At 67.7% G+C, this 14,688-nt stretch carries 10 protein-coding genes; 7 read left to right on the forward strand and 3 right to left on the reverse strand.

The genetic code is table 11. The annotated features are described in order from the left end of the window. Positions 1-74 precede the first annotated feature (74 nt). Entirely contained in the window at positions 75-965 is an 891-nt protein-coding gene (gene mutM / locus HW532_RS12205) for a bifunctional DNA-formamidopyrimidine glycosylase/DNA-(apurinic or apyrimidinic site) lyase (protein WP_213160747.1), read from the forward strand. A gap of 239 nt (positions 966-1,204) precedes the next feature. On the opposite strand, the gene HW532_RS12210 is transcribed toward mutM, so the two are convergent. Continuing rightward, the gene (locus HW532_RS12210) at positions 1,205-1,978 is read right to left on the reverse strand and encodes an enoyl-CoA hydratase (protein ID WP_213160748.1); all 774 of its coding nucleotides are present in this window, start codon (positions 1,976-1,978) and stop codon (positions 1,205-1,207) included. Positions 1,979-2,234: 256 nt separating this feature from the next. Here HW532_RS12210 and rpsT point away from each other — a divergent pair, with 256 nt between their 5' ends. From rpsT to HW532_RS12240, 6 genes are all read left to right on the forward strand, one after another. Then, entirely contained in the window at positions 2,235-2,501 is a 267-nt protein-coding gene (gene rpsT / locus HW532_RS12215) for a 30S ribosomal protein S20 (protein WP_213160749.1), read from the forward strand. Between the two features lie 964 nt (positions 2,502-3,465). Further along, positions 3,466-4,941: a chromosomal replication initiator protein DnaA gene (dnaA, locus tag HW532_RS12220; protein ID WP_425491879.1), complete on the forward strand. Its 1,476-nt coding sequence runs from the start codon at positions 3,466-3,468 to the stop codon at positions 4,939-4,941. Positions 4,942-5,191: 250 nt separating this feature from the next. Beyond that, positions 5,192-6,310: a DNA polymerase III subunit beta gene (gene dnaN, locus HW532_RS12225; protein ID WP_213160751.1), complete on the forward strand. Its 1,119-nt coding sequence runs from the start codon at positions 5,192-5,194 to the stop codon at positions 6,308-6,310. Between the two features lie 264 nt (positions 6,311-6,574). Next, complete coding sequence (gene recF, locus HW532_RS12230; RefSeq protein WP_213164545.1) at positions 6,575-7,756, forward strand: DNA replication/repair protein RecF; 1,182 nt, start codon at positions 6,575-6,577, stop codon at positions 7,754-7,756. A 46-nt stretch (positions 7,757-7,802) separates the two neighbouring features. Next, positions 7,803-10,229 (forward strand): DNA topoisomerase (ATP-hydrolyzing) subunit B, encoded by a 2,427-nt coding sequence (gyrB, locus tag HW532_RS12235; protein ID WP_213160752.1) that lies wholly within the window; start codon positions 7,803-7,805, stop codon positions 10,227-10,229. 208 nt (positions 10,230-10,437) lie between these two features. Next, positions 10,438-12,573, forward strand: a complete 2,136-nt coding sequence (locus HW532_RS12240) for a transglycosylase domain-containing protein (protein WP_213160753.1) — start codon at positions 10,438-10,440, stop codon at positions 12,571-12,573. Between the two features lie 20 nt (positions 12,574-12,593). Here the strand turns inward: HW532_RS12240 and HW532_RS12245 are convergent, their stop codons facing one another. Then, complete coding sequence (locus HW532_RS12245; RefSeq protein ID WP_213160754.1) at positions 12,594-13,781, reverse strand: multidrug effflux MFS transporter; 1,188 nt, start codon at positions 13,779-13,781, stop codon at positions 12,594-12,596. Between the two features lie 123 nt (positions 13,782-13,904). Then, a complete protein-coding gene (locus tag HW532_RS12250) occupies positions 13,905-14,651 on the reverse strand; it encodes a M48 family metallopeptidase (RefSeq protein ID WP_213160755.1) in 747 nt (248 codons plus the stop codon). Positions 14,652-14,688 lie beyond the last annotated feature (37 nt).

Raw genomic sequence — 14,688 nt, forward strand, 5'->3', positions numbered from 1 at the left:
GGATGCCGCTGCGGGTCTAAAAGGGGGTGAATGCCGCTTTATGGTTACCCCCTGGACCTTCCGTGTGACCGCAGATGCCAGAGCTGCCCGAGGTTGAGACCGTACGCCGCGGGCTTGTCGCCGCGATGGAAGGCAAGCGCATTGCCGGCGTGACATTGCGCCGGCCCGATCTGCGGTTCCCAATCCCCGCCGATTTCGCCGCCCGACTGACAGGCCGGCGGATCGTCCGCATCGACCGGCGCGCCAAGTATCTGCTCGCCCATACCGACGGCGGCGACGTGGCGCTCATGCATCTCGGCATGTCCGGCCGGTTCACCATCGTGCCGCCGGGCGGTTTCGCCGCCGAGCCCGGACGCTTCTACCACAATGGCGCGAGCGGGGCCGGCGAGGGGCCGCACGACCATGTCGTCCTCGCGCTCGAGGACGGCACGCGCATCGTCTATACCGATCCGCGCCGGTTCGGCGTGATGGACCTCGTGGCGGAAGCCGGCCTCGCCGGCCATCGCCTCCTGAAGGATCTGGGGGTGGAGCCGCTCGGCAACGCCTTCAACGCGCCCTATCTCGCCGAGGCCTTCGCCGGGCGGCGCACGCCGGTCAAGGCGGCGCTGCTCGACCAGCGCAAGGTGGTCGGCCTCGGCAATATCTATGTGTGCGAGGCGCTGTTCCGCGCGCGGATCTCGCCGCGCCGTCTCGCGGCCTCGCTTGCGCCGAAAGGTGTGCCGACGGCAAGGCTGGAGCGGCTCGTCGCGGCTGCCCGGGCCGTGCTTCAGGACGCCATCGCGGCCGGCGGGTCGAGCTTGCGCGACTATGCCCGTGCCGATGGCGAACTCGGCTATTTCCAGCACACATTCGACGTCTATGACCGCGAGGGCGAGCCGTGCCGGCGCGAAGGCTGCGCCGGCACGGTGTCGCGCATCGTCCAGTCGAACCGCTCGACCTTCTATTGCGGACGCTGCCAGCGCTGACGCGGGTCTTGACGATTGCGTGCGGTGCTGCCCTTCCCGGGTGGATTGCAGCGAGGTCAAATCGCCTCGCCGACCAGCCTCCGGATGCCCGCCTTCTCGGGCATGAGCGGCAAGGAGGCGAAAGGGCTTTGCTTTGGCTTCTTCCGCTCGCTCCCGCTTGGGCGGAAGCCCGGGGGCGGCAAACTGCGGACCTCAAGGGCTCCGTTCGGGAGCGGCGAGCTCTCGGCGCGGATGTAGCCCTATTTGTGCGTGAAATTCGGAGTGCGCTTCTCCACGAAGGCCTCCATGCCTTCCTTCTGGTCGTCGGTGGCGAACATGGACTGGAAGAGCCGGCGCTCGAAGCGGGTGCCCTCGGCAAGGGTCGTCTCGTAGGCGCGATTGACCGATTCCTTGGCCAGCATGACGATCGGCAGCGAGAAATCGGCGATCTTGCCGGCCATCGACAGGGCGGTGTCGAGAAGGGCGTCCGGCTCCACCACGCGGCTGACGAGGCCGGAGCGCTCCGCCTCCTCGGCGTCCATCATGCGCCCGGTGAGCACCATGTCCATGGCCTTCGCCTTGCCGACGAAGCGGGTCAGGCGCTGGGTGCCGCCGGCGCCGGGCATCACGCCGAGCGTGATCTCGGGCTGGCCGAAGCGGGCATTGGTCGCGGCGATGGCGATATCGCACATCATGGCGAGCTCGCAGCCGCCGCCGAGCGCATAGCCCGCGACCGCGGCGAGGATGGGCTTGCGGGTCTGGGTCACCCGGTCCCAGCTCGTCAGGAAGTCGCCCTTGTAGGCGTCCATATAGGTCTTGGACTGCATCTCCTTGATGTCGGCGCCGGCCGCAAAGGCCTTCTCGCTGCCGGTGATGACGATGCAGCCCACCTTGTCGTCGGCGTCGAAGGCCTGAAGCGCGGCGGTGAGCTCGCCCATGAGCTCGGAATTCAGCGCATTGAGCGCCTTGGGACGGTTGAGCGTGATCAGGCCGACCCGTTCGCGGGTCTCCACGATGATGGTTTCGTAAGGCATGGGAACTCCCCTGCTGGACACGGGCGATCACTGTAGCGGCGCGGGCAGGCGACGCAAGCATCCAGGTTGCCACGGGGCCGGGCGGAACCGGCGGGACCGCCATTGCGCGCCGTTCGGCGGCCTCGAGTGTGTTGACGGCGCGGGGCGCGGCCAGTATAAGCGCCGCCGAGAGACAAGCGTCGTCGGGCTGGCTGGCGACGCCCGATGCTGTTGGACCGGTCGATTTTCCGACGGGAAGATTAAGGAACGAGACGTCATGGCCAATACCCGCTCAGCGAAGAAGGCCGTTCGCACCATTGCCCGGCGCACCGTGGCGAACGGTGCCCGCCGTAGCCGCATGCGCACCTTCATCCGCAAGGTGGAGAAGGCGATCGAGGCCGGCGACAAGGCGGCAGCCCAGGCGGCGCTGCGCCTCGCCGAACCGGAAATCGCCCGCTCGGGCCAGGTCGGCGTGATCCACCGCAATGCGGCGGCGCGGACCGTGTCGCGTCTTTCGCGGCGCATTAAGGCGCTGGAAGCATAAGAGTTTTTTCCTTTCGAGACGGTCGGGCGCGTGGCGGAAGCGACGCGCCCTTCTTTTTGACAATTTAGTCAGTACACGAACTTATCAAGAATCTGCCCGCCAGAACAAGCGTTTATTGGGACCGGAACCGGACGGCGTTTCCAGACGCCGCTTTTTGCGTTGCGAAAAGCGCGCTGAATCGTCACGAAGCGCAGAATTCCGCGCGTTTTACCGAAATGGCGGTAAAGTTGCCGATTCATGCGAAGACTCAATGGCTTGGTTCCGGGAACTGCCAGAAACGGTCTGCCCGCAAGCCGCCAAAAATCAATCTGTATACGGATGATGGGACGCTTATCCTGTTGTCATCGAGGCCGGTGCTGTGTAAGGTCTGTCGAGTGTCTCGGGAGAGCGGGGCACGTCATCCGGTACCAATCCACAAATGGGGCTCGGTGCCGTCGGTGGCTTAGGCGGTCGGCATATAAGTCGCAGGCAAGGCCGGCTTCCCGCCACGTCATTTGAGAGTGTAGGCAGTGTTCTTTGCGGGCCGCTCTGCGAGCGGCCCGTCGGGGTAGCTCGTGCCGCAACGCATGCGGTATCGCGGTCGGTAACGGCCGGGATCGGCGGCGGGTCCTGTCGGTGCGGGGAGAGGGGAAGAGCTGTGTAAACAGAAACGTCGTTCCATCGGTACGGCGTAATCTGGTCGCTCGCGGCCGGAAACGGACGAGGTCGCCCATGGGCCAGCCACGCAGGCACTCATGGCGCGGTGCATGAAACGAAAGAGGCAGTTGCAATGAAAACACTGGGGTCTTCGTCTGTAGTCGCGGCACGAAACACGGGTCAGGCGCATGCGGAGTCCTGGATGGAGGGGGCCGGTGGCCAGACCGATCCGGCCCGTACCGTTGCGCCTGTCCTCCGGCACCCGGCGATTGCGGGGGAGGCTCGCCTTGACCGGTCCGTTCGCGAACAACAAGAGGGGAGCCACAGGGTGTTGTCTGAGAACAAGGCCACCGGGCAGCTGACCGATCACTGGGCGCGGATTTCCGACCGCCTGCGCGCGGAGCTGGGCGAGGACCTCTATTCGAGCTGGTTTGCGCGCATGGATGTCGAGGAGCGGGCGGAAAACAGGCTCGTGGTCTCGGTGCCCACGCGTTTCCTGCGCAACTGGATCCAGTCGCACTATCTCGACAAGCTGGTGTCTCTCGCCGATCAGGAGTTCGGCGGCATCGACGCGGTGCAGATCCGGGTGCGCCCGCGCGGAGTGCCCATGCGCGGGCGCGACGGCGGCCAGGAGGCGCACGGCAACGGCGTCGAGGAGAGCGGTTTTGCGGAGGCCGCATCCGGGACGATCGCACCGGCCGCGACGGCCACGGAGCCGTCGGCGGCCGGCACCGCCGGTCTCGATGGCGGCGAGCGCGGATCGCCGCTGGACCATACGCTGACCTTCGAGACCTTCATCGTCGGCAAGTCCAACGCGCTCGCCCACGCCGCCGGCCTGCGGGTCGCGGATGCCGCGCCGCGGGCGCCGGTAAGCTTCAATCCGCTCTACATCCATTCCGCTTCGGGCCTCGGCAAGACCCATCTGCTCAACGCCATCTCCTGGCGCATCCGCAAGACCAATCCCGAGCGCCGCGTGCTCTATCTGACCGCGGAACGCTTCATGTACCATTTCATCTCCGCGCTGCGCGCCCGCGACGTGATCTCCTTCAAGGACCACTTCCAGAGCGTCGATGTGCTGCTGATCGACGACCTGCAGTTCCTGCAGGGTAAGTCCATGCAGCAGGAGTTCTGCCATACCTTCACGTCGCTGGTGGATGCCAAGCGCCAGGTGGTGGTGGCCGCCGACGTGCCGCCCGCCCAGCTCGACAGCATCGACGCGCGCATGCGCTCCAGGCTCGCCGGCGGGCTGGTCGTCGATATCGAGGCGCCGGGACTCGAGCTCAAGCGCGACATCCTGCGCACCCGTCTGGCGGAGGCGCGCAAGCGGGATCGCTCGATCGACATCTCCGAGGAGGTTCTGGAATTCATCGCCAACCGCATCAATGGCGGCGGGCGCGAGCTGGAGGGCGCGCTGATCCGCGTCATGGTCGACCAGCAGGTCGCGCGCGGGCCCATGACGGTGGATATGGCCGCGCTCGCCCTGCGCGACCTCGTGCAGCCCAATGAGGTCCAGCGCGTCAAGATCGACGACATCATGCGTGTGGTGGGCCGGCACTACAACGTCGCCAAGGCGGACCTCCTGTCGCCGCGCCGGGCGCGATCCATCGTGCGTCCGCGCCAGGTCGGCATGTATCTGGCCAAGCGGCTGACGGCCCGCTCGCTGCCGGAGATCGGCCGGCGCTTCGGCGGCCGCGATCATTCGACCGTGCTCCACGCCGTACGCAAGGTGGAGGATCTCATGCAGAAGGACGACCAGCTCCAGCGAGAGGTCGGCCTCCTGATTCGCCTGCTCGAGCAGCCGTAGCCGGCAAGCCCCGGCCGGTGCCGGCGTGTCGGATAACGCCCGGATCTTCTCAAGGGGCTTGCCCTTTGGCGCCAGTCGGGCCAAATTCGCAAATTCCCTGTCAGGGAGTGGGCAGACTGTCATCCACCCGCGATCGGTGTGACCGGCTCGGAGGGCCTGGCTCTCCGGGTCAGCCGAGAAAGCGCCTCGCGGGACGGGCCATGTCGGGGCATGCCCCGCGACGAAACGACAAGAGAAGCGAGGCTGCAACATGAAGGTCACCATCGAGCGGGCGGCCTTTCTCAAAGCGCTGAACCACGTCCAGAGCGTCGTCGAGCGGCGCAACACGATTCCGATCCTGTCCAACGTGCTGCTGCAGGCGGACGGGGGCCAGATCAAGCTGACCGCGACGGATCTCGATATCGAGGTGGTCGAGACGGTGCCGGCCGATATCGCCCAGGGCGGCGCGACCACGGCGCCAGCCCACATGATGCACGATATCGTGCGCAAGCTGCCGGACGGCGCGCAGCTCGAGATCGAGCAGGGCCCCGACGAAGGCCGCATCGCGATCTTTGCGGGCCGGTCGCGCTTCGCGCTCCAGGCGCTGCCGCCGGAGGAGTTCCCCGATCTCGCCGCGGGCGATCTTACCAACCGGTTCACCGTTCCCGCCGCCGAGTTCAAGCGCCTGATCGAGAAGACGCGCTTCGCGATCTCGACGGAAGAGACGCGCTACTATCTCAATGGCATCTATCTCCATGCCGTGGGCGAGGGCGACGCCGCCATGCTGCGCGCCGTGGCGACGGACGGCCACCGGCTTGCCCAGGTCCAGGTGCCGCTGCCGGAGGGGGCCGCCGGCATGCCCGGCGTCATCGTGCCGCGCAAGACGGTTCTGGAGGTGCACCGGCTGATCGAGGATTCCGATGACGCGCTCGAGATCGCCCTGTCGTCCTCCAAGATCCGCTTCGGCTTCGACGGCATCGTGCTGACCTCGAAGCTCATCGACGGCACCTTCCCCGACTATGAGCGCGTCATCCCGAAGGACAACGACAAGAGCATGGAGGTCGACACCCGGCTCTTCGCCCAGGCCGTCGACCGCGTCTCCACCATTTCCAGCGAGAAGGGGCGCGCGGTGAAGCTCCATATCTCGCCGGAGCGCGTGGTGCTGACCGTCAACAATCCCGACAGCGGGTCGGCGGAAGAGGAAGTGGCCGCGACCTACGATGGCGAGCCGCTCGATATCGGCTTCAATGCCCGCTATCTCCTCGACATCACGAACCAGTTCGGCGGCGACACGGCGCGCTTCTCGCTCGCCGACGCGGGCTCGCCGACCATCGTGAGCGATGCCGGAGACGAGACCGCCCTCTATGTGCTCATGCCCATGCGGGTATGAGCCCGCGCGGGGGCCGGCCGCTCGGGGCACGTCTAACCATCTGAAATATCGGATCAATCGGCGTCGGATCGTTCGCGATCCGACGCCGGCGCGCGAACGGGCCGGGGGACGTGCCGTCCCGGGGATCGGTCCAGCCGGTCCATATTGTGCGAACGCATTGATTATGCTTGCAAAAACCCGCCCGAACCCCCATATAGGGTAAGGTCTGGAGACGGGCCGCATTCGCTATTTCATTCACTGCCAGGCGGGACGCCGACGGTGCCGATCAACAGCGCCCTTGCGCTCAGCAGGCTGACACTCACCGATTTCCGCAACTATGCGCATATGACGCTCGAGACGGGCCCCGAGCCGGTGGTGCTGACCGGACCGAACGGGGCGGGCAAGACCAACCTTCTCGAAGCCGTGTCATTGCTGGCGCCGGGGCGGGGATTGCGGGCGGTGCCCTATGGGGAGCTCGCGCGCCATGGGGCGGCGCGCGGCTGGGCCGTCGCTGCGCGCCTCGGCGCGCCCGACAGCGAGATCAGGATCGGAACGGCCTGGACGGGAGGCGCCGCCGCGGACGGCAATGGCGCGGAGAACGCGCGCGGCCAGTCGCGCCAGGTGCAGATCGACGGCGTCATGCAGAAGAGCTCCGGCGCGCTGGCCCGCCATGTCCGCATGCTCTGGCTCACCCCGGCCATGGACCGGCTGTTCGCCGGCCCGGCCTCCGACCGGCGCCGGTTCCTCGACCGGCTGGTCATCGCCTTCGATGCCGAGCACGGGGCCCGCGTCCAGGCGTTCGAGAAGCTCATGCGCGAGCGCAACCGGCTTCTGGAAGGCATGCGGCCCGACCCGGACTGGCTGTCGAGCCTGGAGGCGCGCATGGCGGAGGCCGCCATCGCCGTCGCCGCCTCGCGGCACACCGCCATCGAGGCGCTGTCGGCCCTGATGTCGGCCAATGCCGGCGCCGACACGCCCGGCGGCTTCCCCTGGGGACGCCTGGAGATCGCTGGCGAGCTGGAGGCGCGGATCGCATCGGGCCCGGCAGTGGAGGTCGAGGAGCGATATCGTAGTATACTGCGCGAATCACGTGCGGCGGATGCCGCGGCCGGGCGCACCCTGTCGGGTCCCCACCGCAGCGATCTCCGTGTCGTTCACGGACCGAAGGGGACCGATGCCAGGCAGTGCTCGACCGGCGAGCAGAAGGCGCTTCTGATCGGGATCATCCTGGCCCATGCCCGCGCGATTGCCGCGGCGCTCGGCGGCCAGGCGCCGGTCCTTCTGCTCGACGAGGTCGCAGCCCACCTCGACGAGACGCGGCGCAACGGGCTGTTCGAGGCCTTGCAGGCGCTGGGCGTGCAGGCCTGGATGACGGGAACGGACGCCGCCCTGTTCGCGGCTGCGGCGGGACAGGCCCGGTTCTTCGAGGTCCGCGACGGCGCGGTCGGAAGCCCGGTTCACCAGTGAACGCCTTGAGCGTGATTTTGAACGTTGCGTGAGAGCGCGAGGAAACATGGAAGAGACGACCAATAACCAGCCGGCCGATTACGGTGCGGAGTCGATCAAGGTCCTGAAGGGCCTCGATGCGGTGCGCAAGCGCCCGGGCATGTATATCGGCGATACCGACGACGGCTCGGGCCTGCATCACATGGTCTACGAGGTGGTCGACAACGCCATCGACGAGGCGCTCGCGGGCTATTGCGACCATGTGACCGTCACGCTCAATCCGGACGGGTCCGTCACGGTGTGCGACAACGGGCGCGGCATCCCGACCGATATCCACGCGGGCGAGGGGGTCTCGGCGGCAGAGGTCATCATGACCCAGCTCCATGCCGGCGGGAAGTTCGACCAGAATTCCTACAAGGTCTCCGGCGGTCTTCACGGCGTCGGCGTCTCGGTGGTCAACGCGTTGTCCTCCACGCTCACGCTCAGGGTCTGGCGCAATGGCCGCGAGCATGTGATGGGCTTCTCCCACGGCACCCCCGACGGGCCGCTGAAGGAGGTGGGTGACGCGGGTGACCGGTCGGGCACGGAGATCACCTTCCTGCCGAGCCCGGAAACCTTCACCATGACGGAGTTCAGCTACGCCACGCTGGAACACCGCCTGCGCGAGCTCGCCTTCCTGAACTCCGGCGTCCACATCACGCTCACCGACAATCGCGGTGTCGAGCCGGTCGAGCTCGACCTGTTCTACGATGGCGGCCTCACCGCCTTCGTGAAATATCTCGACCGGGCCAAGCACCCGCTCATGCCGGAACCGATCACGGTGTCCGCCGAGCGCGACGGCATCGTGGTGGAGTGCGCCCTGTGGTGGAACGACAGCTACCACGAGAACGTGCTGTGCTTCACCAACAACATTCCCCAGCGCGACGGCGGCACCCATCTCGCCGGCTTTCGCGCGGCGCTGACGCGGATCATCAACTCCTATGCCAATGAAACCGGGCTCGCCAAGCGCGAGAAGGTCTCGCTGACGGGCGACGACGCGCGCGAGGGGCTGACCTGCGTGCTGTCGGTGAAGGTTCCGGATCCGAAATTTTCCTCCCAGACCAAGGACAAGCTGGTCTCGTCGGAAGTCCGCCCCGTGGTGGAGAGCCTGATCAACGAGCAGATCGGCTTCTGGTTCGAGGAGCATCCCGCCGAGGCCAAGGACATCGTCTCCAAGGTGGTGGAGGCCGCCGCCGCACGCGAGGCGGCCCGCAAGGCGCGCGAGCTCACCAGGCGCAAGGGCGCGCTGGAGATCGCCAATCTCCCCGGCAAGCTCGCCGATTGCCAGGAGCGCGACCCCGCCAAGTCGGAACTCTTCATCGTGGAGGGCGATTCCGCCGGCGGCTCGGCCAAGCAGGGGCGCAACCGCGAAAACCAGGCCGTGCTGCCCTTGCGCGGCAAGATCCTCAATGTCGAGCGCGCGCGCTTCGACAAGATGCTGTCGTCGGAGCAGATCGGCATGCTGATCACCGCGCTCGGCACCGGCATCGGGCGCGACGATTTCGACATCTCCAAGCTGCGCTACCACAAGATCATCATCATGACGGACGCCGATGTGGACGGCGCCCATATCCGCACGCTCCTTCTGACCTTCTTCTACCGCCAGATGCCGGAGATCATCGAGAACGGCCATCTCTATATCGCCCAGCCGCCGCTCTACAAGGTCAAGCGCGGCAATTCCGAGCAGTATCTCAAGGACGAGAAGGCGCTGGAGAACTATCTCATCGAGGGTGGGCTCAACGAGGCCACGCTCGCGCTCGCCAATGGCGAGGAGCGCGGCGGCCAGGATCTGCGCGCCATCGTGAACGAGGCGCTCGACATGCGCCACGCCCTCGATGCCCTGCACAGCCGCTATCCGCGCTTCGTGGTGGAACAGGCCGCGATCGCCGGCGTGCTCAATCCGGAACGCCTGCGCGATCCCGAGAACGCCCGCGAGGCGGCCGCCTATATCGCGCGCCGGCTCGACCTCCTGTCGGAGGAGACCGAGCAGGGCTGGGAGGGCGAGCCGACATCCGATGGCGGGCTGACATTCGTGCGCGAGGTGCGCGGCGTGCGCGAGGTGTGCACCATTGACGGCAAGCTGATCTCTTCCGCCGAGGCCATGCGGCTCGACCGCAAGGCGAGCCATCTCCAGGAGATCTACGGGCGCGCCGCCACGCTTAAGCGCAAGGCAGACGAGATCACCGTGCGCGGGCCGACCCAGCTGCTCGAGGCCGTCTTCGCGACCGGCCGCAAAGGCATATCGCTCCAGCGCTATAAGGGGCTTGGCGAGATGAACCCGCAGCAGCTCTGGGAGACCACGCTCGACGCCAATGCGCGCTCGCTCCTGAAGGTGGAGGTGCGTGAGCTCGACCAGGCCGACGACCTGTTCACCAAGCTGATGGGCGATGTGGTCGACCCGCGCCGCGAGTTCATTCGCGAGAATGCCCTGCAGGTCGCCAATCTCGACGTCTGAGGCCGGTCCGACCGGGCGGGCCTTGCCGGCGGGGTGTCCGCGGCGCGACATGATATGGTCACCTTTGGGGCTATTGTCCCGCCGCGAGGGGCCTTGGGTGCATTAGCCGAAGGTTAATCGAACCGGCTTTAAGGCTGTAGGGCCGCGCGGGCGCTCGCGCGGCGGCACGCGGTTCGCGATGCGCCCCGAAAATTGGCATGGCTGGTTGATGGCAGTGTTTGGTTCACGCTCTCGCAAATCCTCAAGGCGCAAGGAGCGCGTCGAGCCGCGCCTGACGGGCAAGCCGGCCCGGCGCGCGCCCGCAGGCGAAGAGGCGGACGCACCCCGGGGCCGGAAGGCGGGCGCCCGTGGCGGCAAGGCCCGCCGTGCCGCCACGCCGTCGCGCCGCGGCAAGGCCGGCAGCAAGCGCCGCTCGCCGCTGGTGAGGGCGGCCTACTGGTCGGTCACGCTCGGCCTTTGGGGCGTCATCGCGATCATCGCCATTTCCGCCTATACGTTGCTCGCTCTTCCCGACGGCACGCTGTTCAAGATCCCGCAGCGCGAACCGGGCATCGTCATGCTGGCCGACGACGGCGAGGTCATGGCGCGCCGCGGCGGCTTCCTCGGCGACGATGTCAGGCTAGAGGAACTGCCCCCCTATGTGCCCGAGGCGGTGGTGGCCACGGAGGATCACCGCTTCTATTCGCATTTCGGCGTCGACCCGATCGGGCTTGCGCGCGCCATGTTCGCCAATCTCAAGGCCGGCGGCGTGGTCCAGGGCGGCTCGACGCTCACCCAGCAGCTCGCCAAGAACCTGTTCCTGGAGCCCGACCGCACCATCAAGCGCAAGCTGCAGGAGCTCGTCCTGGCGCTCTGGCTGGAGGTGAAATTCACCAAGGACGAGATCCTCCAGCTCTATCTCAACCGCGTCTATTTCGGCGGCGGGTCCTACGGCATCGAGGCCGCCGCCCAGCACTATTTCGACCGCTCGGCCCGCGAGCTGACGCTCGCCCAGGCGGCGACGCTCGCCGGCCTCCTGCGCGCGCCGGCCCGCTACAATCCGATCCGCCATCCGCGCGCGGCAGAAGACCGCGCCTATGTGGTCCTCAGCCGGATGGTGGAGGAGGGCTTTATCACCGCGGGCCAAGGCCAGAGCGCCATCGACCATCCCGCCGAGGCCGTGATCCGCGACAGCGTGCCGGCCACGCAATATATTGCCGACTGGGTCGCCGATCTCGTGCCGCAGCTCATCGGCGAGCTGAAGGAGAGCGTGATCGTGGAGACCACCGTCGATCCGCGCATCCAGTCGATCGCGGAGCGCTCGGTGCGGCGCAATCTCGACGAGGAGGGCCAGAAGAAGAAGGTCAGCCAGGCCGCCATGGTGATGCTCGACCCGTCCGGTGCGGTGAAGGCAATGGTCGGCGGGCGGTCCTACAAGAAGAGCCAGTTCAACCGGGCCGTCCAGGCGAAGCGCCAGCCCGGCTCGTCGTTCAAGCCCTTCGTCTATCTGGCTGCGCTGGAATATGGCTTCGTGCCCGAAATGATCATCCAGGACGAGCCGGTGCGCTTCGGCGACTGGGCGCCGGAGAACTATAACCGCAAGAATTACGGACCCGTGACGATCCGCGACGCGCTTGCCCGTTCGCTCAATACGGTCGCTGCGAAGCTCACCATGAAGGTCGGACCCCAGGCCGTGGTCGACACCGCCCACCGGCTCGGTATCCGCTCCGATCTCGACCCCAATGCCTCCATTGCGCTCGGCACGTCGGAGGTGACACTGCTCGAGCTCACTTCCGCCTATGCTCCGTTCGCCAATGGCGGCTATGCGGTCGCGCCCCATGTCATCCGCCGGATCACCACGCGCGACGGCGAGCTGCTCTACGAGCGCCAGGGCTCCGGCCTCGGCCGGGTGATCGAGCCCTTCGAGCTCGGCGAGATGAACGCCATGCTGCGCACCGCGATCCGCGACGGCACCGGCAAGCGCGCGGTGATCGACGGCCAGGACGCCGCCGGCAAGACCGGCACGACGCAGAACTGGCGCGATGCCTGGTTCGTCGGATACACGGCCCATCTCGTCGCAGGCGTCTGGGTCGGCAATGACGACAGCACGCCGACCAACAGGGCGACCGGCAGCGGCCTGCCGGCGAGGATCTGGAAGGGCGCGATGGCGCCGGCCCATGAGGGCATGCCGGCGATCCCGCTGCCCGGCGGGCCCGTTGAGGAGGCGCCCCCGCGCCGCCCGCGCGAGGAGCCGGGCCTCGATATCGTCGATTTCCTGCAGAACCTGTTCGGCGGAGGATCCTCGGCGAGAGCCTCGCCACCCGATTACGGACGGCCCCGCTTCGACCCCGCCCAACAGCGCTGACCGTCGGGTGCCCGCCGCGACTACAGGATGCCGTCGCGGCGCGCGCCAACGGTGATAGCCAGGCTGACGACCCCCATGGCGGCGATGATGACGGCGAGCGGCAGCGGTCCCATGTGAACCGTATGGCCGACCAGGATGCCGACCGCGGCACCGAAGGCCATCTGGGCGAAGCCCATGAGGGAGGAGGCCGCGCCCGCCCGCTCCGGAAACGGCGTGATGGCGCCGGCCATGCTCTGGGGCAGCGTCAGCCCGACGCCGGCCATGTAGACGATCATCGGCGACAGCGCCCAGAAGGTCTCGGGGCCGAACAGGACGAGCGCGATCATTGCCAGCCCGCCCGCGGCGAGGGCTCCGGTGCCGATGGCTATGGTCCCCGCAATGCCCACGCGCATGGTGAGCCGCGCCCCGATGAGTGTGCCCGCAATATAGCCCAGCACCCCCGCCCCGAAGAACAGGCCGAAGCCCAGCTCGTTCAGCCCGTAATGGCCCTGCAGCAGGAAGGACGACCCGGAGATGAAGGCGAACAGCCCGCCGAAACAGGTGCACACCACCGCCACATAGCGCCGGAACTGGCGGTGCGCGAGAAGCACGCGGAAGGAGGCCGCCATGCCGGCGAGCGTCGCGGGCTGGCGGTTGGAGAGCGCCAGCGTTTCCGGCAGGGCGAAGGCGACGAGCACGGTCAGCGCGACGCCGAGCGCCGTGATGGTGCCGAAGACGGCGCGCCATCCCAAGGCGGTGTCGATCAGCCCGCCGATCACCGGCGCGACGGCGGGCACGAGCCCCATCAATGCGCCCATGAAGCTCAGCATCCGGGCTGCGTCCTCCGAACGGTAGAGGTCGCGCACGATGGCGCGGGCGACCACCACGCCGGCGCAGGCCGCGACCGCCTGGCCGAAGCGCGCGGCGATCAGGAGCTCGATGGACCGGGCGAGCATGCAGCCGAGGGTCGCCACCGCGAAGGCGGCAAGCCCGGCAATGAGGACCGGGCGCCGCCCGAACCGGTCGGAGACGGGACCGAAGACGATCTGGCCGAGCGCGAAGCCGACGAGGAACGCGCTCAATGTGAGCTGCACGGAGGCGGTATCCGTCTCCAGCGCCTTCGTGATGCCCGGCAGGGAGGGCAGGTACATGTCTGTCGACAGCGGGCCCATGGAGGTGAGGAGGGCGAGCACGACTGTCATGCCTGCAGTGCCGGGCTTGAGCCTCATGGCGGGAAACTCGATCTCGTGTATATCGGGGCCGAAGGCGGCGGGTGCGTCAGCCTAGAGCATTTTCGCAAACCGTGGGAGTGGCCCGTCGGGCATATCGGGGCCGGGCGGAAACGGTTCGTCTCAACCCCCGTAGCGGTGGAGGCCCGTGCCGTGCTCGCGCAGCCAGGCGCGCGCGCGGTCGGCATGGGAGCAATGGCGATACACCAGCGCCCAGAAGCGCGGCCCGTGGTTCATTTCCGCCAGATGGGCGACCTCGTGGGCGGCTACATAATCGAGGATATCCGGTGGGGCGAGGATCAGCCGCCAGGAATAGGACAGCGCGCCGGTGGAGGAGCACGATCCCCATCGGCTCGTCTGGTCGCGCACGGTCAGCCGGCGATATCTCAGTCCCATGGCCTCGCCATAGCGCTGCGAGGCCTCCGACAGGTCCTGTCGTGCCTGTGCCTTGAGCCAGTCGGTCAGCCGGCGCGCGAGGTGGCGGCCGTCGCCGGCGACATTGAGGCGGGGACCGTCCAGCGCGTCCTCCTCGCGCCGCACGGTTCCGCGGCGGCCGGGCTCGTGGACGATCAGATGGGGAGTTCCGCGATAGGGGATGAGCGCGCCGTGGGCGAGGGCGACCGCGCCGCTATTGCGGTCGAGCCGCTCTCGGATCCAGCCGGCCTGGCGCATGGCGAAGGCGAGCGCGTCGCGCTCGGCGGCCGCCGCCGGTATGGTCACGACGACGCCCGTGCCCTTGGGGTCCATGCGCAGGATGAAGCGGCGTGCGCGCCGGTTGCGCCGGATGGCGACCGGCACGGCCGTCCCGTCGATCTCGAGGCTCAGGGACCGCTGTCCCAGAAGCGGAACTGTCGGTGTATCCTTGGCCATGAGGTGCGATGGACCCTCTTCGCACAGCTCTCGCGAA

The sequence above is a fragment of the Kaustia mangrovi genome (assembly GCF_015482775.1).
Lineage (GTDB): Bacteria > Pseudomonadota > Alphaproteobacteria > Rhizobiales > Im1 > Kaustia > Kaustia mangrovi.

Bases quoted from the DNA above. Each gene is read 5' to 3' on its own strand.
- mutM (WP_213160747.1), top strand. From the start codon at position 75: ATGCCAGAGCTGCCCGAGGTTGAGACCGTACGCCGCGGGCTTGTCGCC.
- HW532_RS12210 (WP_213160748.1), bottom strand. From the start codon at position 1,978: ATGCCTTACGAAACCATCATCGTGGAGACCCGCGAACGGGTCGGCCTG.
- rpsT (WP_213160749.1), top strand. From the start codon at position 2,235: ATGGCCAATACCCGCTCAGCGAAGAAGGCCGTTCGCACCATTGCCCGG.
- dnaN (WP_213160751.1), top strand. From the start codon at position 5,192: ATGAAGGTCACCATCGAGCGGGCGGCCTTTCTCAAAGCGCTGAACCAC.
- gyrB (WP_213160752.1), top strand. From the start codon at position 7,803: ATGGAAGAGACGACCAATAACCAGCCGGCCGATTACGGTGCGGAGTCG.
- HW532_RS12240 (WP_213160753.1), top strand. From the start codon at position 10,438: ATGGCAGTGTTTGGTTCACGCTCTCGCAAATCCTCAAGGCGCAAGGAG.
- HW532_RS12245 (WP_213160754.1), bottom strand. From the start codon at position 13,781: ATGAGGCTCAAGCCCGGCACTGCAGGCATGACAGTCGTGCTCGCCCTC.
- HW532_RS12250 (WP_213160755.1), bottom strand. From the start codon at position 14,651: ATGGCCAAGGATACACCGACAGTTCCGCTTCTGGGACAGCGGTCCCTG.